This is a genomic window from Bacillus sp. FSL R5-0709, from assembly GCF_038004785.1.
Lineage (GTDB): Bacteria > Bacillota > Bacilli > Bacillales > Bacillaceae_G > Bacillus_A > Bacillus_A mycoides.
Window position 1 is genome coordinate 1206198 of sequence record NZ_JBBORT010000001.1, and the last position, 20876, is coordinate 1227073.

A 20876-nucleotide genomic window follows, 5' to 3' on the forward strand; every position below is an offset into this window, starting at 1 on the left:
AGTAAGAAGAGTACGTATAATGGAGACGTTACAGAGAGCCGGGAATAGGTGGGAGCCCGGTGCGGTGCCATATACGGAATGGGCTTACGAGAGGTATGCTGAACAATTGTTTTCAGTAGGCAACCCGGGTTCCGCCGTTACAAGGATAAGGTATATATTTTGTACCTGAATAAAGCGGGATGCTTTTGCGTCCAACCTGAGGTGGTACCACGGTAAATTTATCGTCCTCTACATATTTCGATATGTAGGGGACTTTTTTATTTTTCAGAGTGAGGTGAAAGGCATGATGACAAAAGAGGAATTTATGAAGCAAAAAGAACAAAGAAAAACATTTTTAGTAATCGCTGAAGAAGAAGGAGATAGCATTACGCCAATTTCTTTATATAGACGTATGAAGGGAAAGAAAAAGTTTTTATTAGAAAGCTCACAGCTTCATCCAGATAAAGGGCGCTATTCTTACTTAGGGTGTAATCCATATGGAGAAGTGAAAAGCGTCGGTATAGAAGTAGAACGAACGATGTATGGGCAAACAGAAAAGTTGCAAGGTAACGTATTGCAAGTGTTAGAAGAGGTAATCGCACCATCGCTAGTAGAGAGTCCATTCCCATTTTGCGGAGGAGCAGTTGGTTATATTGGTTATGACGTCATTCGGCAGTATGAAAACATTGGAGCAGATTTACACGATCCATTAAATATTCCAGAAGTACACCTTTTACTATATCGTGAGTTTACCGTTTACGATCATTTACGCCAAAAGTTTTCATTTGTATATGTATGCAGGGAAGACGATTCAGCTTCTTATGAAGAAGTATACGAAAGATTGCAAGTATACAAAGAGGAAGTGCTAAAGGGAGAAGAAGCGGAAGTAAATGAAATACAATCAACATTATCATTCACTTCTTCTATAACGGAAAAAGAGTTTTGCGAAATGGTAGAAACGGCGAAAGAACATATACGAGCCGGGGACATATTCCAAGTCGTATTATCTCAGCGTTTGAAAAGTGAGTGTAAAGGCGATCCATTTGCACTATACCGAAAACTTCGTATTGCAAACCCGTCGCCATATATGTTTTATATCGACTTTCAAGATTACGTTGTACTCGGTTCTTCGCCGGAAAGTTTGTTATCAGTTAGAGAGGATAAAGTGATGACGAACCCAATTGCGGGTACGAGACCGAGAGGGAAAACGGAGCAGGAAGATGAGGAAATCGAAAAAGAACTGTTAGGAAATGAGAAAGAGCGGGCGGAGCATATGATGCTTGTGGACCTAGGGCGAAATGATATTGGCAGAGTAAGTGAAATTGGATCTGTGATGATAGATAAATATATGAAAGTAGAAAAATACTCTCACGTTATGCACATTGTATCTGAAGTTTACGGAACATTGCGAAAACGAATAAGTGGATTTGATGCATTAGCGTATTGTTTACCAGCGGGTACAGTATCAGGTGCTCCGAAAATTAGAGCGATGGAAATTATTAATACGTTAGAGCATGAAAAAAGAAATGTATACGCCGGAGCAGTTGGATATATTTCATTCTCAGGAAATCTTGATATGGCGCTAGCAATTCGAACGATGGTTGTAAAAGACGAGAAAGCGTACGTTCAGGCAGGAGCGGGTATCGTCTACGATTCAGACCCGGTTGCTGAATATGAAGAAACATTAAATAAAGCGAGAGCGCTTTTGGAGGTTATGAAATGATTGTACTTATCGATAATTATGATTCGTTCACATATAACTTGTATCAACTATTAGGCGAGTACGAGAAAGAAATTGTTGTCGTAAGAAATGATCAAATAACAATTGAACAATTAGAGGAGATGAAGCCGAAAGGAATTGTGCTCTCACCAGGACCTGGGAAACCAGAAGATGCTGGAATTTGTATCGATGTTATTCGTCATTTTTATAAGAACGTTCCCATCTTAGGAATTTGCCTTGGCCATCAAGCAATCATATCCGCATTTGGAGGAGAAATTGTTAGAGCAGAGCGCATTAAACACGGAAAAACATCGCGTGTGAAACATAACGGAACGTCAATCTTTTCGTACGTAACGCAGCCGTTAACAGCAATGCGTTACCATTCACTCGTCGCAGTGCAAAATAGTTTGCCGCAGTGTTTTGACATACTTGCGACAGCGATGGATGACGGAGAAATCATGGCAGTTCGTCACAACTATTATCCGCTCTTCGGATTACAGTTTCACCCAGAATCAATTGCAACAGAAGAAGGCGGAAAGTTAATACGTGCCTTTTTAGCAGAAGTGAAAGAGGAGGAGAGAGTATGAACAGTTATCTTCGAAAATTAGTAGAGGGACAACATTTAACAGAAGAAGAAATGTATGAAGCTGGACTTCTTTTATTAAGTGACAACATATTGGAAAGTGAAGTTGCAGCTTTCTTAGTATTGCTGAAAGCGAAAGGCGAAACAGCAGAAGAAATATACGGTCTCGTTCGTGCTCTTCGCGAAAAGGCATTACCGTTTTCAAATCATATAAAAGGCGCGATGGACAATTGTGGAACGGGTGGTGACGGTGCGCAAACATTCAATATTAGTACAACATCGGCATTTGTACTTGCCGGAGCTGGTGTAAAGGTTGCGAAACATGGAAACCGCGCTGTTTCTAGTAAAACAGGAAGTGCTGATTTATTAGAAGAACTCGGTGTAAACATTAGTTGTACGCCAGGTGAAATTGACTACTTATTAGAAATTGTAGGGATTGCCTTCTTATTCGCACCAGCGATGCATCCAGCATTAAGACGCATTATGAAAATAAGAAAAGAATTAAACGTTCCGACGATCTTTAACTTAATTGGACCGTTGACGAATCCGGTTAATTTAGAAACACAATTTGTCGGTATTTATAAGCGAGATATGTTATTGCCGGTAGCGGAAGTATTGCAGAAACTTGGCAGAAAACAAGCGCTCGTCGTAAACGGAAGTGGCTTTTTAGATGAAGCATCATTACAGGGAGAAAATCATGTCGTCGTTTTAAAAGATAATGAAATAGTAGAAATGAGTATTGATCCAGAAAAGTATGGTTTTTCAAGAGTGAAAAATGAAGAAATTAGAGGTGGGAATTCAAAAGAAAATGCAAAGATTACACTCGGAGTATTAAGCGGAGAAAAGAGTGTCTATCGCGATACTGTTTTATTAAATGCAGGTCTAGCCCTTTTCGCAAATGGAAGAGCAGAAACGATTGAAGAAGGAATTACACTAGCGGCACATAGCATTGACTCTGGAAAAGCATTAGCCAAACTAAACTTATTAATTGCAGCAAGCCATGAAAAATTAGAAAGGGTGAATTAAAATGGGGACGATTTTAGACAAAATTGTAGAGCAAAAGAAAGTAGAAGTTGCGGAGTTATATGAAACATATTCACCAGTGAAAGAAAAAAGGAAAACACACTCACTTGTAAAAGCTTTAGAGCAGTTTACTGTAATAGCAGAGGTAAAGCGAGCGTCTCCATCAAAAGGTGATATTAATTTACACGTTGATGTGCCAAAACAAGTGAAAACATATGAAGAATGCGGTGCTGGAGCAGTTTCGGTTTTAACAGACGGTCAATTTTTTAAAGGGTCGTTTCACGACTTAGAAACGGCAAGAGCAGAAAGTAACATTCCGCTTTTATGTAAAGATTTTATAATCGATAAAATCCAAATTGATAGAGCGTATGAAGCAGGAGCAGATCTTATTTTATTAATTGTTGCAGCATTGTCAAAAGAGAAATTAAACGAGCTTTATAACTACGTGCTAGAAAAAGGATTAGAAGCGATTGTTGAAGTTCATGATGAACAGGAATTAGAAATTGCAATCCGATTAAATCCGCACGTTATCGGTATTAACAACCGTAATTTAAAAACATTTGAAGTAGATTTAAGCCAAACTGAAAAGCTCGGAAAACGACTGAATGAGGAAAACCTACTTTGGATTAGTGAAAGCGGCATTCATTCAAAAGAAGATATTATTCGCGTCAAACGAGCTGGTGCAAAAGGTGTATTAGTTGGAGAAGCACTTATGACATCATCTTCTATAAGTAACTTTTTCGAAGACTGTAAGGTGAACATATGAAAGTGAAAATTTGCGGCATCACTGATGTTGAAACAGCAAAACATGCTTGCGAATACGGAGCAGATGCAATTGGATTTGTTTTTGCAGAAAGTAAGCGGAAAATCACCCCAGGGCTAGCGAAAGAAATTATTGGGGAAATTCCAGTCCACGTTTTCAAGGTAGGTGTTTTCGTAAATGAATCAGTAGAAGTGATCCAGAAAATTGCAGAGGAGTGCGGGTTAACGCATGTGCAACTACATGGGGATGAAGACAATCATCAAATTAGGAGATTGAATATTCCGTCTATAAAAGCAGTAGGAGTAGCTTTAGAGAAAGATATTGAATGTGCGAAAAAATACGATACAGATTATCTGTTATTTGATAGCCCGAAAGAAAAGTTCCACGGAGGAAACGGAAAGACATTCTCATGGGAGTTACTCGCACATATGCCAAACGAGTTGCGAGAGAAAACGATATTAGCTGGCGGATTAAACATCCTTAATATAGAAGAAGCAATTCGAACCGTTCAGCCATATATGATCGATGTGAGCAGCGGAGTAGAGACAGAAGGAAAGAAAGATCTAAAGAAAATAAAACAATTTATTAAAAAAGCGAAGGAGTGTTCAAAATGAACTACGCATATCCAGATGAAAAAGGTCATTACGGTATATACGGAGGACGATACGTTCCAGAAACGTTAATGCAATCCGTATTAGAATTAGAAGAAGCATATAAAGAAGCGATGCAAGATGAAGCGTTTCAAAAGGAATTAGATCATTATTTACAAACGTATGTTGGAAGAGAAACACCGCTTTATTTCGCTGAAAATATGACGAAGTATTGCGGCGGAGCAAAAATCTATTTGAAACGTGAAGATTTGAACCATACGGGAGCTCATAAAATTAACAATACAATCGGTCAGGCACTTCTTGCGGTAAGAATGGGTAAGAAGAAAGTTGTCGCTGAAACAGGAGCAGGACAACACGGAGTTGCAACAGCTACTGTATGTGCACTTTTCGGTTTAGAATGCGTCATCTTCATGGGAGAAGAAGATGTGAGACGACAAAAATTAAACGTGTTTCGAATGGAATTACTCGGAGCAAAAGTAGAAAGCGTTGCGGCAGGTAGCGGCACGTTAAAAGATGCGGTGAACGAGGCGCTTCGTTACTGGGTTTCACATGTACACGATACGCACTACATTATGGGATCAGTTCTCGGGCCACATCCATTCCCGCAAATTGTTCGTGATTTCCAAAGTGTAATTGGGAAAGAAACGAAAAAGCAATACGAAGCGTTAGAAGGGAAATTACCAGAAGCAGTCGTTGCTTGTATTGGCGGTGGTAGTAATGCAATGGGAATGTTTTATCCGTTCGTACACGATGAAGAAGTTGCTCTTTACGGTGTTGAAGCAGCTGGAAAAGGTGTTCACACAGAAAAGCACGCAGCCACTTTAACGAAAGGAAGTGTCGGTGTTTTACACGGATCGATGATGTACCTTCTGCAAAATGAAGAAGGGCAAATTCAAGAAGCGCACTCTATTTCGGCAGGGCTGGATTACCCAGGTGTTGGGCCAGAACATAGCTTGCTAAAAGATATTGGCCGCGTTTCTTATCATTCCATTACAGATGAAGAAGCGTTAGAAGCATTTCAATTATTAACGAAGAAAGAAGGGATTATCCCGGCATTAGAAAGTTCACATGCTGTTGCATACGCTTTAAAACTAGCGCCGCAAATGAAGAAAGACGAAGGACTTGTCATTTGTTTATCCGGCCGCGGTGATAAAGATGTAGAGAGTATAAAACGTTATATGGAAGAGGTGTAAAAAATGGGAGTAGAAAAAATTATAGCAGCGTTTGAAAATGGCAAGAAAGCATTTATTCCGTATGTAATGGGCGGAGATGGTGGACTTGAAAAGTTAAAAGAAAGAATTCGTTTTCTTGATGAAGCAGGAGCAAGCATCGTTGAAATTGGTATCCCATTTTCAGATCCAGTCGCAGACGGTCCAACTATTCAAAGGGCAGGAAAAAGAGCATTAGATAGCGGTGTAACATTGAAAGGTATTTTTCAAGCATTAATAGAGGTGAGGCAAGAAGTTCAAATTCCATTTGTACTTATGACATATTTAAATCCAGTACTCGCATTCGGAAAGGAACGTTTCATTGAGAGCTGTCTTGAAGCAGGGGTGGACGGTATTATCGTTCCAGACTTACCGTATGAAGAACAAGACATTATTGCACCGCTCCTTCGCGTGGCGAATATCGCTTTAATTCCACTCGTTACCGTAACGAGCCCTATTGAACGAATCGAAAAAATCACGAGTGAATCACAAGGATTCGTCTACGCCGTTACAGTAGCGGGCGTAACGGGAGTACGTCAAAACTTTAAAGATGAGATTCGTAGTTACTTAGAAAAAGTAAAAGCACACGTCCACTTACCAGTAGTCGCAGGATTCGGTATTTCAACACGAGAGCAAATTGAAGAAATGATTACAATATGTGACGGCGTTGTCGTTGGAAGTAAAGTCATTGAGCTGTTAGAAAATGAAAAGCGAGAAGAAATTTGTGAGTTAATACATGCAGTAAAAGAAACAGAAGAGGCTTAAGTCTCTTCTGTTTCTTTTGTGTAATAAATGTTAAAATATACAGAAAATACTTATAACTTAGAGGGTGAGAAGGCATGCTAAGACGTAAACTATTATATCTTTTTTTAACTGTACCATTATACGCTTGGCTCATTAGCATGACGAAAATAGAGTTGATGGCTCTGTTTTTAGGATATGTATTCATCTTTTCCCAATTAAATCGAATACAAGAGCAATCTATTTTAGAAGTATGTATATTTTCGGTTAGTATAGAACTATTTAGTATCGTTTCGATTGTATTATTAAGTGAATTATTCCAATGGATCCATTCATTTGAATTAATAAAACTTGGGAATATTGTATTGCAAGTAATATGTGCTTATATTGTGTTTGTTGTACTAGAAAAAATGATTGGACAGCAGACGGTTTTTCAGGATAAAAGATAAAATATTAGTTATTCAGAAAAGGAGCCAAGCGGCTCCTTTTTTAAATCTGTTATAAAAATAATTGAAAATCATAACATCTGTTATATAATAGTTAAAAATTGCAATTTTTACGAAAAGAGATGATAGCATGGCCATATTGTTGGCACTTATCCCAATTATGATGATTTTTATTTGTTTATTTTTGTTTAAACAAACGTCATTAAGGGCTTCATTAATTTCTTATGCCGTTTCTGTCGGAATCGTTTTACTTTCGCCAACGTTCCAATTAGGGATAAGTGAAACTGTGCACGCAACGATTAAAGGTTGGTTAATTTGTTTTATTGTCGGATACGTTTTATTTTTCGGTATTTTTTTATTTCACCTCATGAACAAAATGGGGTACATCGATCAAGTAGCGCGTTTTCTAGAAGAAGTTACGCACGATCGCTTACTACAAATGCTTCTTATGTGCTTTGGCATTTGTCCACTTATTGAATCAGTAAGTGGATTCGGAATTGGTTTTATGGTCGCAGCACCTATTTTTCTTTCGCTCGGTTATAAACCGTTTCAAGCTGTGCTACTATCGTTTATCGGTTTACTTGCAAGTTCATGGGGCGCGATGGCAACGGGTACGATTATCGGTTCTCAGCTTATTAACATGCCGCTCACAACTCTTGGTACAAATACAGCATTATTAAGCATCCCGATTTTCGCATATTTTATCTTCCTTTCTTTATACGTTGTCGGTGGCTGGCAGGCAGTTATAGAAAAGTGTAAGGAAGGAGTAGGATTCTTTCTATTATTTTCTCTCGGAATCTATCTTTCTAACGCATACGTAAGTGTTGAACTTGCAGGGATATTAAGTTCTATCGTTACCATTACATTTGGCTTTCTAATCATTAAATTAAAAGGAAAAAGTGAGCAAAACTTTATAACAGAACATGCTGCGGCTGTAGAGAGAGAAGTATCTATTATAAAAATTATTAGCCCTTATATATTCTTAACAGTTTGTATTTTACTTTCTCGCCTCGTTCCAGCATTACATGATTTTCTTAGGTCATATGCAGTTCTCGATTTAAAATCATACTCTTACAAACTAGAGTTACTATATTCGCCAGGGTTTTGGCTCGCTATGACTTGTTTATTTACAATTATTTTCTTCCGCATTCCATCCAATATTATGAAACAATCACTCTCGCAAACGATAAGACAATGGATTCCATTCGCAATTACAACGACGATGTTTATCGCCATTTCAGAACTAATGGGCGCATCTGGTATGCATTCATTACTCGCAAAAACAGCTGGTGAAACATTTGGTACGTTTTTCGTTTTCGTTGCTCCGTTTATTGGGGGAATCGGAGGCTTTTTAACAGGTAGTAACGCAGGATCAAATGCGATGTTTATAAAGCTACAAATGCAAACAGCGCAAAACGTAGCACTCCCGTGGCAATACGTCACAACGCTCCAAAACACCGCATCATCAGTAGCCACAATCGCTTGTCCATCACGGATTACACTAGGCGCGTATTTATGTAATATCCCTTATCGTGAAAATGAACTATTAAAGAAGACGACGTTAATGATTTTTGGTGCGGTGTTGCTTGTAGTGGTGGAGGTTATTGTTTGGTATATGTTGAGAAAATAAGAAATCCTCCTGGGAAAGGAGGATTTTCTTTTTATATGGATAATGCCTAAAGTATGAAAAGCTTCTACTAAATGAATAGGAGATGAAAGAGATGCCCTTAAAAAACTACGGTGTATTAAAAGGTACAGTTGTACAATCTAAGATTGGAAAAGGGAAAACACCTCATTATCAAGTTCATTTACAAGGCGAAGCAGGAGTTAATTATCGCATTGCAATTAACGTGAAATCGCAAAGCTATCCGTCGGAAGTTTTATATTTTGCGAGTAACAATATTCGATCAGAGGCGATTCATATTTTACCGACATTACCGTTCGGTTTTACGGAAGTGAAAAACAATGAGCCGAAAGTAGCTTTAGATTATGTAAGAGGTAATTTATTTGATTCAAAGCAAATGATTCCTTTACCTGCTGAAAAATCGGGATCTGATAATGATTTAAATGAGAAAATAGAACATTATATAAAAAGAGCAATAGATGAGAAAGCAATTATTTATGCGTTTGGTGAAAGGTGGGGACCAGAAGAAAAGGTTCCGGATTCGTATTTCCACTTTACACCTGGAAACGGTATACACGATATTCATATGAATCAAGGGAATGTAGAGAAATGGCAAGGTGATGATGGCAAATGGCAAGACGGTGGGATATTGATTCACTTTGAGAAGAAGGAAGAGTGGATTGGTATTTTTCTTGCCTTTCAGTCACAGTCATGGTGTACCGATGAAGAAGGGCACGCTCGTGTTCCGGTTGAGCATTGTGATTATAAGAGAAATAATTGATGAGAAGAGGGCGTTCACAATGAACGCCCTCTTCTTATTTTATAAAACACAAAACTCACAAGTGTAGAAATACAAGAGAAAAGAAGCGCCACACTAGAAAACGCGATGAAATACATATTATACTTCATCATTTTACCGATTAGTTGGTTACTATCGTACTGAAACAGTCCCGCTATTATATTGAATAAAAATAATACGATAAACATGACGATAACACCGTCTATTGATCCTTTAATGTCTGGTTTACTTAAAGCGATATGTGCGGAAATGCAAATAGCGATAAATAAAAATAACCAAAATGAAGGATTCAATAAATTGCTAAATGTAAATAAGCTTTTCAATAATACAAACGTCGATAGTAGCATGTTTTGGATCATGTCTAAGCTAATAGAAGTCGATGTAACAGTTTTTTCCAGATTCGTATTAAATAAAGAATATGAATCTGGTACGAAATAGCGCATTAAAAGTATTAAGGCAGTAATCCCAGAAATAATAGGACCGATGCCGATAAAGAAATTACCGATTCGTTGGTATATACTTTTTTGATTGTATTGATGTTGTACGTAACCTAAAGCTCCCTGACTTGTATCTGTTGGGAAAAACTGCGTTGCTACAATTTTATGACGAAATAATAGACACATAATTGCATGTCCAAGCTCATGAACGGGAACACCAATCCACGCGGTTAAAAGAAAACCTTTCCTACCAAAAGCTCTTGACCAATACGTTCGTGTGAGAGATTCTAAATAACCTAATATAAATCCAATTACAATGATGACACCAATTAAAGAAAATAATTGGATCACACTTGTAAGGAGTGTTTGAAAAATCGAGTTTACAAATTCCACTGTCTTCATCCAATCTGTTTAAAGTTTCACTTTATTTGCTCTGTTTCATAATAACATTATTTTTCTATATTACTAGCACACATAGTTTCGTTTAAAAGAAGGATTTCATATTCTTTTTCTTGTAGTCATGTTTTATGTACAAAGTCATATATTGAATTTGTAACACCCTATAAGGTATATGCTTAAGGAGGGATGAGAGAATGAAATGTCCGGCATGTAATACTGAAAATGCAGCGGAAGCAAGGTTTTGCGGCAATTGTGGACATTCGTTAACGGAAGAAGTGGTAGCGAGTGGTGGGCAGGAAGAAGGGCAGCTATCGCGCCCGGCACGAGTAAAGGAAACTCGTCCGAATGAAACGGTAGAGCAAGTGAAACAATTTGCAAGTGGCTATTTTCAGTTCTTTAAAAATGCTTTTAAATCACCATCGGCCATTATGGAAAGTGGAAATATTGAGGTGCGAAATGGAATTGTAAGTCTTGTGCTTATTTGCTTTTTAGGAGCATGTATTTTTTATAGAATGATGAGCGCAGCGGCGACTGTTACGAGGACATTAGTGCCAGATATAGCTACTCCTACTTTCTTTGGAGAATCTGTAATGGTCTTTTTCTTTTTATTAATTTTAACTTTATTTGTCGGATTTATTATTTTTGTAAGTGGTAAGATGATGAAATCATCTTTTTCTTTTCTTGAATCATTCGGTATATGGGGGACGATAGCGACGCCAGCTATTGCTATACTAGTTCTTTCTTTTCTATTTAGTTTCCTATTGATCTTTTTTTTACCAATCTTATTAGGGCTGGCTACAACGTATATGGGAATTAGTATAATTGTAGCTATATTAAAACTAGACAACGGCGGAGTAGATCCTGTTTACACACTTATTATCGCAAATGTTTTAATCGGAATTGCAACGTTTATCGTGTTTTGGTCTTACATTAAAACGATAATCCAAACCTTTATCGGGGGATTAACAGGCTTCTAACGAAAAGGTGGTTGAATGGATGAATGTATGCACAAAGTGCGGGACTCATTTTGAAGACAGTGTGCAATTTTGTCAAAACTGCGGGACGAAGAGGCGGGATCCTGTAGTAAAGAAGCAGAAAATGAGCAAAGGGACAATAATTGGAATTACACTTTTAACATTTTTTATTATAGTATTGGGCGGATTATATGCGTATGGATCTTCATATTACTCACAATCATCGCAAGTAGAGAGAATTATTACTGTTTTACAAGAGAGGGACGGGGAGAAATTAGCTGAGATCACCACGGCAGATGATCCAGCCGTTATTGTCACAAGAGAGAGTGTAACGGCTCTATTTTCATATATAAAAGAAAATCCATCTTACGTGAATGAATTGAACGAATATTTGAGGCAAGGTGAAAAACAAGGGGATGGAATAGAAAGAGCAGATTTTTCTTTAACGAAAGACGGGAAGTATTTCTTTTTATTTGATCGGTATAAATTGAAAGCGAAGACGTATTATACGACGCTGCTTTCAAATGAAAAAGGTACATCTTTAAAAATGAACGGAAAAGAAATTGATAAGACAAATGACAAAAAGTTTGAGAAGCAATATGGACCGTTTCTTCCAGGAACTCAAGTGTTTCAAGCGGAATATAAAAATGACTATGTAAAACTATCACGAGAGGAAAAGGTTGTACTTATAAAACAAAGTCAAAATAATGTAACGGTAGATTTAACGTTGCAAGGGCAATATATTACAGTTCAAACGAATGCGTCTGGTGCAACATTGTACGTGAATCAAAAGCCAGTTACTGCGTTGACTGGAGAAGAAATTACGTGGGGACCGATAGCGACTGATGGAAGTGCGGCGATTTATTTAGAACGAAATGGAGAAAACGGAAGGGAAACGACAAAGGTAGAAACGGTAACGGCACTTTCGGCTTATAATCTTCCATTTCAAAAGAAAAGTGTAGAAAAAACAGTTGTTTACAATGTTACTCCACCGCCTACGACTCATTATGTATATAATGGTTTCATCTTCCCTGATAGTGATATTCGAAAATTAACGAGTACGGACTTAACATATTTATCGAAAGAACAATTGAAAATAGCAAGAAACGAAATATACGCAAGACATGGACATATGTTTCAAACGAAAGATATGCAAGCGTATTTTTCAAAACAGTCTTGGTATAGAGAAAATCCGTATTTTACAGGAAAGCTAACAGATATTGAAACTTATAATGTTGAATTGATCAAATCAAGAGAATAAACGCGTGAAAAAGGTACAGTGCATAGCTGTACCTTTTCTATGGTTATTTAGCTGGACCAGGATCCCTTGAGAAAAAGATATGAAAGAGGAATGTGACTTTGCTTGCTCCTCCTGATGTACTTGCTTGCACATCAGATAATGCACTAGATGTTAAAACACCTTCAGAACGAGGGGGTACGACTATTTTGAGAGTATCATCTTTTTCTGATGAGGCAGTAACTGTTATTGTATCATCAGATAAGTTTACAATTTTAACAGTACCGATTGGTAAGATGGACTTGCCAGCGTGTGATGCTGAAGAGAAGCGAGAGCCTTTCCAAATCGTTTGTGCGAAAGTCTCATCATTAGATAACCAAGCACGAGCGCTGTATAATGTTACGTTAATAGAAAATTCTTGATCAAGTGGCATGGCGGCTTTCGGTTCTTGCGGTTCCTCTGGAGTTTGAGCGAGAAGGCCGGCGCACATGTATGTTTCACCTACTTTCAATAGTTACTGTTATAGCATATTAAACATCTTGTTTATAAGACACGACGGATACCTATTCATGCATAGGTTTGTGCACCAAATTTGTAGATAGAATTCTATTTCTTTACAATGGAAGTAGGTGTTATTTCTATAAAATATGGAAATCGTAAAGAGTATGTAAAAAAGAAGGAGTGGTAAAGTGAACTATGTCATTATTGGCGGAGATGCAGCAGGTATGAGTGCAGCAATGCAAATTGTTAGAAACGATGAAACTGCAAATGTTGTAACGTTAGAAAAAGGTGAAATCTATTCATACGCTCAGTGCGGATTACCGTATGTGATTAGTGGTGTTATTGCTTCTACTGAAAAGTTAATTGCACGCGATGTAAAGACGTTTCGTGATAAATATGGAATTGATGCGAAAGTACGTCATGAAGTAACGAAAGTAGATACGGAAAAGAAAATGGTGTACGCAGAGCATACGGAGACGAAAGATGTTTTTGAATTTCCGTATGACCGTTTATTAATTGCGACTGGAGTGCGTCCTGTTATGCCAGAATGGGAAGGGCGAGATTTGCAAGGCGTTCATCTTTTAAAAACAATTCCGGATGCTGAGCGCATATTAAAAACGCTAGAAACGAATAAAGTTGAGGCTGTAACTATTATTGGCGGCGGTGCAATTGGACTAGAGATGGCAGAAACATTCGTCGAACTTGGTAAGAAAGTAAGAATGATTGAGCGAAACGATCATATTGGCACAATTTATGATGCCGATATGGCGGAATATATACATAAAGAAGCAGATAAACATAATATTGAAATTTTAACGAATGAAAATGTAAAAGCGTTTAAAGGAAAAGAAAGAGTAGAACAACTGGAGACGGATAAAGGGACGTATAAAACTGATCTCGTTTTAGTATCTGTCGGTGTACAGTCAAATACTGATTTTCTTGAGGGGACAAATATACGTAAAAACCATAAAGGTGCAATTGAAGTAAATGCTTATATGCAAACGAATGTGAAAGACGTATATGCTGCTGGTGATTGTGCAACACATTACCATGTTATAAAGGAAATTCATGACCATATCCCGCTCGGAACGACTGCGAATAAACAAGGGCGACTTGCCGGACTCAACATGGTTGATAAACGCAGAGCATTCAAAGGTACGTTAGGTACAAGCATTATTAAATTTATGAATCTGACGCTCGCAAGAACAGGCTTAAATGAAAAAGAAGCGAAAGGGCTAAACATCCCGTATAAGATGGTCAAAGTAGATTCAACAAATATGGCGGGCTATTACCCGAGTGCTTTGCCACTTCACTTGAAATTACTATATCACGCCGATACGAAACAATTATTAGGCGGTCAAGTAATTGGAGAAGAGGGCGTAGATAAACGTATTGATGTTATCGCGATGGCACTTTTCAATAAAATGAGTATTCACGATTTAGAAGATGTCGACTTAAGTTACGCACCACCATATAACAGCGTTTGGGATCCAATTCAACAAGCAGCAAGGAGAGCGGAATAGCACTTTTTTAAGTGCTATTTTTTTTGTGAAAGGGGAATAAATAAAGTTTCACTTTATTTTGAATATACCGTTCACCCTTGAAAACATAGTACGTATCGCTTATATTGTCATATAGTATTTGTTTTTTAATAAAGCAATGAACGAACCAGGGGGCACAGTATGGCAATTAACATGAATACAATCGAAGAATGGATTGCTGAATCAAATGCAAGAAACGAAGAAGACTTAGGAAACGTTGTTGAAGAGATGAAAGAAGTATGTGTCGGACTTGATAACGCGACATTAATTTATACGAAAAACATATTTTGTTTCGGTAAGAAAGTAGAAGTATTCTTCTTCTTCCAAGATCACGTCGTTATCGGAGAAGAGAAGGAAGAGTATATTGAGATTGAAAAATTAAAGTATGATGACATTACAAATAGCAACTTAAAAACAAATGACAAAAATACAACGTTAGAACTAAAGTTTTCTAACGGGAAAGCTATTAATTTAGATAGTCTAAATGATAACTACGGTACGAAAAACTGGTTATTTGCAAGACAAATTAAGAGTATTTTTAAAGTAATCTAGTAAAAAAGGCACCCTCTTTCTTCATAACATTTCACGCTTGTAAATCCCGTCTCATAAAAAAGGTTTACTAATTCTTCGGTCGTCTTAAATTTATCCATATGATATTGGATTTTGAAAGTTTCAGCGACTAGTAAAAAGGATCCATTCGGTTTTAAGACGCGAAATACTTCTTTCATATCATTTTTTATATAAGAATATGTATTTATTTCGCTTTTAATAATTTAACTCCTTTAAAAAAAGCACGCCATTAATCGGCGTGCTTCTAATTATGCAAGGACCCTTTTAGCCAATTTCGCGCTCGATACGCCCCAACCGGAATTTGAATGAGTGAAGTTTCATTTCCGGCATCAATCCCGTACAATTGATCGCATGAATTTGTATCAAAACTTAGTAACGGATGCCCGCCCATCCCCATAGCGGTCGCAGCTAAAACGAGTTTATGAACGAGCATGCCAGCTTCCATTTGATGAATTCGATATCCTCTATAACCTAATTTATTTTTATAGTAATCTTTATTTCCGATTACATGTAGACAAAGTGGTACTTGAAAAAGGTTTACGTTATCCATCGTCATACTGGATTGCAGAGAATAACGAAGGTCTCCGTACCGAATTGGCTGTATGGAATGTGTCCTACTGTTATAAGCGTAAGCGCCGTTTTCTATGTCTTTTACGTTATAAAAACATCCATATAGTGAGACTCGTGCGTTTTCATTTAAATATTTGCCATCAAGGTCGTTGTAATAAGGGAAGGAGAGGCTCGCTGCTTGTAGTAGAGTAGCGAGCTCGGCTGCATCCCATTTCGTTAAAATGAAGTCAGAATCAGGTGAATATCGTTTTTTACAAAGTTGTAAAAAATCATATGATAAACGTTCCACTTTAGGTAGCTGCATAGCGTGTGCACTATATTGTTGTCGTTCTTCACGGGTAAATGTTTGGAAGTGTTCTGTTGATTCAATCATAGAAGCTGCGTTTATTTTTTTTATCATCGGATATTCATCTACATATTTTGAGCGAACGAAATGCTCATGTGTTAACGGCGGGATTTGCTGCAACAAGTCATGAGAAGTAATAGTTTTATTTTCGTGATGATCATCATGAAACCAATCTGTATTCGGTTCTGTACTTAAAGGAATAACAGCATACACACTTTCTTCACCTTCTGACAGTCCAAGTAAATGATTCATTGCCCGATCTAGAAACTGAAAATATACACCATTTGTATAACCAAATTGTTTTGCGCATTCAAGTAATTGACCGATTAGAACACCACTATCTAATCCTTGCAGACGATACGAAAAGTTATTGTATTTAAAGAAGTTTTTCCAAAACATAGTGGATACAAATGCAGCACCAAAACAAGAATGTATGTTACAACGATTGCCGAGTGCTTCTGTAAGATAAGAATCAAAATTTCCTTCACGAAGTAAGATAAGACGGTGGTGCGCGGCGTCGTAATGGTAAATGCCGTCTGGATAATGATCAATTTTTAAATACATATATAATTCATTCGGATATAAAGCACCCCCAGAAGGGATGAATCTTCGAAATAGAGTCGTTGTTTTATTATTTTCTAGGTTAGTAGTAGGCTGACATAATTGTGTTAAACCAAATGAGTACCAAAGATAATGACCGATTTCCTCTAAGTTAGGTTTAGTAGAAGAATTCCGCAAAGTTAATGGGATTTCTAAAGAGAGAGGGATTACTGGTAAATTTCGATATAATTTATAAGGAAGTGGTGCGTCTTCCCAGTCAATCTCTTTATCGGACGACATAATTTCATTAATAGAAAAATGGAGATGATGTAAAAAAGTATCAGGTTGCATCAAATTTCCCCCTCACTATGAATTATGGAAACGGATGCGGATGTGGATTTAAACTTTCATTCGTTAAAGGCTCAGCCCAATATCCAAGTGTCATCGGTACGGTATACACTCTATCCAGTCCTGTAACCCGAGTGAGATGGTGACCGAACGTCATCGGTAACATGCCTGGAATAATTACTTTTACACAATGTAAGCCGTTCTTTTCTATAAGGGGGACCGTTTGATTTACAACAAGTACTTCAAGTCCAGATTGATGTAACCTGTTTAAAAGTTGATGAAGATCAGATGTTAAATCCATATCAAATGATTGTAATGCATTCATTTCTTGGAACGTTTGCACTGGAGCATCATCACGTAAAAGGAAGTGAAGACGTTCTTCCGCTTCTTTCAATCCGTACAGCATACTATGATCTTCCATTTGCGAAACAAGATATGGATCTTGTAAACCGTTTTCATATTTCTCTCTTTTTTGTTCAAGCTCTTCATCTGTTATAAGTAACATGCCCGCTATTTCATGAATTGCATTTTTTACAGCTCGAATTGGTTCCATATGTGCGCCGCCAGCACAGACGAGATTCATACCATCTTGCCTTGTATTTTTCGCAATGACCCATATGCTCGGAATACCATGTTCCATCGTCGCGTTGAAAACGTATAATTCATATCCAGTAATTGTGCGTAAGCGTTCCAACATTAGTTGCAATTCAGTATCATTGGCTGAACTAAGATCGAGACGGGGAAGAGGTAATTCGGCATACCAAGTGAGCAAAAAGGCGTCACGCTCTACAATTTCTAAAATGCCGTGAAAAATTGCTTCTTCTAAACTACCACCAATTGCACATCCATTTGATGTTTCATACACGAAAGCATCTCTATGACCAAGGCTATAATAAGCGATTGATTCTGGAACTAGAAGGGGCCTGCTTTGTAATAAAGAATATCCCCATACCCAGTTTTGCTCATAATCAGGATCAAACGGCTTAAATGGAAAACTATCACGATTGTAATGTTCATTTGTATGCACACCAAGTGTGAGGGGATTCAGTGCAATATCTTCTAGCTCACGAAAACTGCCATGTACATTTGTTTTTTTTCCACGAGGCGACATACCGCAATAGCGTTCTAAACCTTCTAAAATAGCGGTTGCTTTACTAAGTGAAAATGAATGAGTCCGGCCCGCGACACCTTCATTTCCAAACAGTAACGGCATGTTTATAATGACATCAGCAAACGGTAATAGAGAATGTTGCATTTTACCGTTTAAAATACCAGTCCGGTAATCTAAATAGTCTCTCGTTAAAAATGTGTTTAGTTCATGAATGGAACGACAGCGATACGTTTCAGTACTCGTTTTCAAACTTGGTTGTAAAGAAATTTGCGCTGCATCTGCTGTATCGTCAGGCAAATTGCTGCATACCGGACAGAGAGGGTCTGGAAGAAACGAATTCCGGGTACATTGTAACGTTTGTAAGTCCAGTAAAATGAGTTCGTTTTCTAAAGAAGAATATCCATGAGCTAATATTTTCTCTGTTTCAACATGAATGAGCTGGCACATTTGTAACATTCCATTTTGGGTGGCGCGTACATCACGCCTCGTCACGTTCTCTGCTTTTAATGCATATTTTCGTTGTAGTTCCCACATTTCTTTTTGATCAAAGCCAGCTATAAACCGGCGTCCATCAGCGCAGTGGGAACATCCAGTTGTAAGAGGCTTCACGTAAGGACCGATAATACCTTCACCAAACGAAGTAAACGCGCGAAGCCACGGAATATTATTTGAGCGAAAGATAAGCTCAGCATCACGATGTACGGAAGAAGGAGACCCGTCATGTAAAACGAGAGCAAGATGAATGTTTTCAGGGAGAGCTTCTGTAATTGTATGCTGGCGGATGAGTGAATATTGCTTACACAATTGCTCATGTACATAGTCTGTGAGTAGGCCATCTCCTATAAGTAGTATGTTTTGAGTCATTGGTCATCCTCCTTTGCAATTAATACCCCATATACACCGTCTAAGTTGTCTCTTAAAAATGACTCAATAGCTAAATCAAAAACGAATGGATACAAGTTGTTTTCCGTTAAATTTTGCAAAGCAACTTGTAAAGACTGTACGCCTGGAATTTCTTCCTCTTCTTGTATTGCTACTCTAACAGGATCCGTACTATATAAAACAATGGATGATTCCGGTAACATATTAGCTTTATAAGGAATCTCTTCATTTTGAATATGAAGGAGTGCTTGTTGCAGAGCATTTCTTAATGCGAGTGTTATATTAATATTTGCCGCACCATACCATCTATCATTAATACCGATCCAAACGACAGGAAAACCAAGTAACTCCTCACTCATTCCTACTTTAGGTATTTCATGAATTGTAGAGAGAGCATCGTAGTAAAACCTACAATGTTTATCATGAATTTCGGTTAAATAAAGCTCTGTAATCTCTTCTAGCATATGTGATTGGCGTTCATATAACTTATTATTTAAATGTTTTTGGAGTGCTCGGTATACACCTTCTGTCATCGTTTCCCCAGCACCAATACCGATATCAGTATGTTCGGGGATAAGACGATGAATCATTTCAGCTACATATGTTTCAACTCCTGTTAAACCAGCTTCGCGGCGTGCTTCATTATGAGTTAATCCACCGCAAGTTATAGTAGGAAGGGGAGAGGTAGGTCCGTCTGATAATGGATTTGCAACTTGAATATTGCACTGTGATAAAGGCAATTGGTGTAAATCTTGTTCATCCCACATGTGGAATATACCAGCTTCTTTAGAAGTTAACGTATCAAAAAAACGAAAAAGTTCAGTTGAAGTATATTGTCCGGAACGTTGGGCAAGGTTTTCTTGAAGATTTTGCACCGTATCAATTGTAAAGATTTCATCGGTTGCGAGAAGATGTTTTATGAAAGGGTGCCACTTTCCTTCAAGTGTTTCCAAGTTTAATAAAAAGAATTGAGGATTATGCTGCCTATGTGAACCTTCAGCGACATGTTTAAATAACTCAAAAACGATAACATTTGCTAACATTGCAGATGCAATTGGTGAGAAAAGTTCAGGTGGATTTTCACTTTGTAAAGTAGTTTCGTGTAGACGATGCCAAGCTGATTCCCAGCATTCTTCACGGTCTGCGGTTACGACGGGTCCAGCTAAACCAATTCTTGATAAGCAAATAGCTGGTATGAAATTTTTCTTAAACTCTCTACAAATAGTATGGATTGCTCTTAAACTTTCAATATCTCCATTTTGGGAAACGTATAAAATCCAGTCGAAAGGCTCGAATACTTCATGTAAAGGGCGATCAATTGTAATATCTATTTCTTGAATAAGTACATTGTCATCATTTGCATATGCACGTTCGCTTAGTTCGTGAATTCGATCGTAGTTTGTTTCAGCACGATCTGTAACAAGATAATGGAATGTAGGTAAACCAGATTCTAATAAAGAAGAAACTAGGGAAGTAAGCATATCGCCAGAACCAATTATAAGCACATTTGCTGCGCGGTACGTTTCGAATTTTAAAGCGCCTGAATGGGAATCAGCTTCTAAAAACTCAATTTGCGAAGCGTATCTGTCGAGTAATGCACTGTTTAATTCGTGGGGAGCATCTTGGCTTACATCACGAATGAAACCATTTTCATATAAAATCTCTCCAATTTCAAATACACGATTTTGATAGGGGAGAGGGAGACCATCGGTTATCTCTGTCAAAGAATGATTACCGTTAAACATAGGCATTAATTTCTCAATCCAGTCATAAATTCCATCACCATCCATACGGAATGAACTGGAGTTATTTCGAAAGTAAACACCCCCGTTTGAATCGGGGAGGAAGAAAGTATCCTTATTTGCTTTAAGTTTTGCATGAACTGGAAGGTTATTCATGTTTATCCCCCTTACGTTTTAGGCA

General features: G+C 37.7%; 19 protein-coding genes, 1 pseudogene and 1 other annotated feature (1 of these 21 only partly in view). Of the genes and pseudogenes, 14 read left to right on the forward strand and 6 right to left on the reverse strand.

Annotated features, from left to right (window positions below; translation table 11 throughout):
- Positions 1-232 (forward strand) — a binding site (T-box leader) (it extends 13 nt beyond the left edge of the window).
- A 51-nt stretch (positions 233-283) separates the two neighbouring features.
- The 10 genes from trpE to MKX37_RS06235 all read left to right on the forward strand — a co-directional run bounded on the left by trpE (position 284) and on the right by MKX37_RS06235 (position 9479).
- Positions 284-1702, forward strand: a complete 1419-nt coding sequence (trpE, locus tag MKX37_RS06190) for an anthranilate synthase component I (protein WP_002125995.1) — start codon at positions 284-286, stop codon at positions 1700-1702.
- Complete coding sequence (locus MKX37_RS06195) at positions 1699-2286, forward strand: anthranilate synthase component II (RefSeq protein WP_002086924.1); 588 nt, start codon at positions 1699-1701, stop codon at positions 2284-2286. The genes trpE and MKX37_RS06195 overlap by 4 nt, the downstream gene beginning before the upstream one ends.
- Positions 2283-3308, forward strand: coding sequence for an anthranilate phosphoribosyltransferase (gene trpD / locus MKX37_RS06200; RefSeq protein ID WP_002125997.1), 1026 nt, complete (start codon positions 2283-2285; stop codon positions 3306-3308). The genes MKX37_RS06195 and trpD overlap by 4 nt, the downstream gene beginning before the upstream one ends.
- Before the next feature lies 1 nt (position 3309).
- Positions 3310-4071, forward strand: a complete 762-nt coding sequence (trpC, locus tag MKX37_RS06205) for an indole-3-glycerol phosphate synthase TrpC (RefSeq protein ID WP_002125998.1) — start codon at positions 3310-3312, stop codon at positions 4069-4071.
- Positions 4068-4682, forward strand: a complete 615-nt coding sequence (locus MKX37_RS06210; protein ID WP_002186404.1) for a phosphoribosylanthranilate isomerase — start codon at positions 4068-4070, stop codon at positions 4680-4682. Before trpC ends, MKX37_RS06210 begins: the two co-directional genes overlap by 4 nt.
- On the forward strand, positions 4679-5872 hold the full coding sequence (gene trpB / locus MKX37_RS06215) for a tryptophan synthase subunit beta (RefSeq protein ID WP_002086917.1): 1194 nt from the start codon (positions 4679-4681) through the stop codon (positions 5870-5872). The genes MKX37_RS06210 and trpB overlap by 4 nt, the downstream gene beginning before the upstream one ends.
- Before the next feature lie 3 nt (positions 5873-5875).
- Positions 5876-6652, forward strand: coding sequence for a tryptophan synthase subunit alpha (trpA, locus tag MKX37_RS06220; RefSeq protein WP_002011422.1), 777 nt, complete (start codon positions 5876-5878; stop codon positions 6650-6652).
- A 74-nt stretch (positions 6653-6726) separates the two neighbouring features.
- A complete protein-coding gene (locus MKX37_RS06225) occupies positions 6727-7077 on the forward strand; it encodes a DUF4029 domain-containing protein (RefSeq protein ID WP_002126003.1) in 351 nt (116 codons plus the stop codon).
- A gap of 127 nt (positions 7078-7204) precedes the next feature.
- Entirely contained in the window at positions 7205-8704 is a 1500-nt protein-coding gene (locus MKX37_RS06230) for an L-lactate permease (protein ID WP_063226134.1), read from the forward strand.
- Between the two features lie 91 nt (positions 8705-8795).
- Complete coding sequence (locus MKX37_RS06235) at positions 8796-9479, forward strand: DUF2278 family protein (RefSeq protein WP_033730649.1); 684 nt, start codon at positions 8796-8798, stop codon at positions 9477-9479.
- A gap of 14 nt (positions 9480-9493) precedes the next feature.
- Here the strand turns inward: MKX37_RS06235 and MKX37_RS06240 are convergent, their stop codons facing one another.
- Entirely contained in the window at positions 9494-10327 is an 834-nt protein-coding gene (locus tag MKX37_RS06240) for a hypothetical protein (protein WP_078422197.1), read from the reverse strand.
- Positions 10328-10527: 200 nt separating this feature from the next.
- Here MKX37_RS06240 and MKX37_RS06245 point away from each other — a divergent pair, with 200 nt between their 5' ends.
- Both MKX37_RS06245 and MKX37_RS06250 read left to right on the forward strand, forming a co-directional pair.
- Complete coding sequence (locus tag MKX37_RS06245; protein WP_002126012.1) at positions 10528-11310, forward strand: zinc ribbon domain-containing protein; 783 nt, start codon at positions 10528-10530, stop codon at positions 11308-11310.
- Positions 11311-11329: 19 nt separating this feature from the next.
- On the forward strand, positions 11330-12568 hold the full coding sequence (locus tag MKX37_RS06250) for a TcaA 3rd/4th domain-containing protein (protein ID WP_078178303.1): 1239 nt from the start codon (positions 11330-11332) through the stop codon (positions 12566-12568).
- Positions 12569-12611: 43 nt separating this feature from the next.
- Here MKX37_RS06250 and MKX37_RS06255 read toward each other — a convergent pair whose 3' ends face one another.
- Positions 12612-13034, reverse strand: coding sequence for a hypothetical protein (locus MKX37_RS06255; RefSeq protein ID WP_002188801.1), 423 nt, complete (start codon positions 13032-13034; stop codon positions 12612-12614).
- 199 nt (positions 13035-13233) lie between these two features.
- Here MKX37_RS06255 and MKX37_RS06260 point away from each other — a divergent pair, with 199 nt between their 5' ends.
- Positions 13234-14568 carry an FAD-dependent oxidoreductase gene (locus MKX37_RS06260; RefSeq protein WP_078422196.1) on the forward strand — a complete coding sequence of 445 codons (1335 nt, stop codon included), beginning with the start codon at positions 13234-13236 and terminating at the stop codon, positions 14566-14568.
- Positions 14569-14727: 159 nt separating this feature from the next.
- Positions 14728-15138, forward strand: a complete 411-nt coding sequence (locus tag MKX37_RS06265) for a DUF3908 family protein (protein ID WP_002126019.1) — start codon at positions 14728-14730, stop codon at positions 15136-15138.
- On the opposite strand, the pseudogene MKX37_RS06270 reads toward MKX37_RS06265, so the two are convergent.
- The 4 genes and pseudogenes from MKX37_RS06270 to MKX37_RS06285 form a co-directional block, all read right to left on the reverse strand.
- Positions 15135-15326: pseudogene (locus MKX37_RS06270) on the reverse strand (SAM-dependent methyltransferase); the annotation flags it as partial. The gene MKX37_RS06265 and the pseudogene MKX37_RS06270 sit on opposite strands and share 4 nt — an antisense overlap.
- 74 nt (positions 15327-15400) lie before the next feature.
- Complete coding sequence (locus MKX37_RS06275; RefSeq protein WP_002126024.1) at positions 15401-16963, reverse strand: SagB family peptide dehydrogenase; 1563 nt, start codon at positions 16961-16963, stop codon at positions 15401-15403.
- Between the two features lie 22 nt (positions 16964-16985).
- Positions 16986-18935 (reverse strand): TOMM precursor leader peptide-binding protein, encoded by a 1950-nt coding sequence (locus MKX37_RS06280; protein WP_078422195.1) that lies wholly within the window; start codon positions 18933-18935, stop codon positions 16986-16988.
- On the reverse strand, positions 18932-20851 hold the full coding sequence (locus MKX37_RS06285) for a putative thiazole-containing bacteriocin maturation protein (RefSeq protein ID WP_002168868.1): 1920 nt from the start codon (positions 20849-20851) through the stop codon (positions 18932-18934). The genes MKX37_RS06280 and MKX37_RS06285 overlap by 4 nt, the downstream gene beginning before the upstream one ends.
- Positions 20852-20876 lie beyond the last annotated feature (25 nt).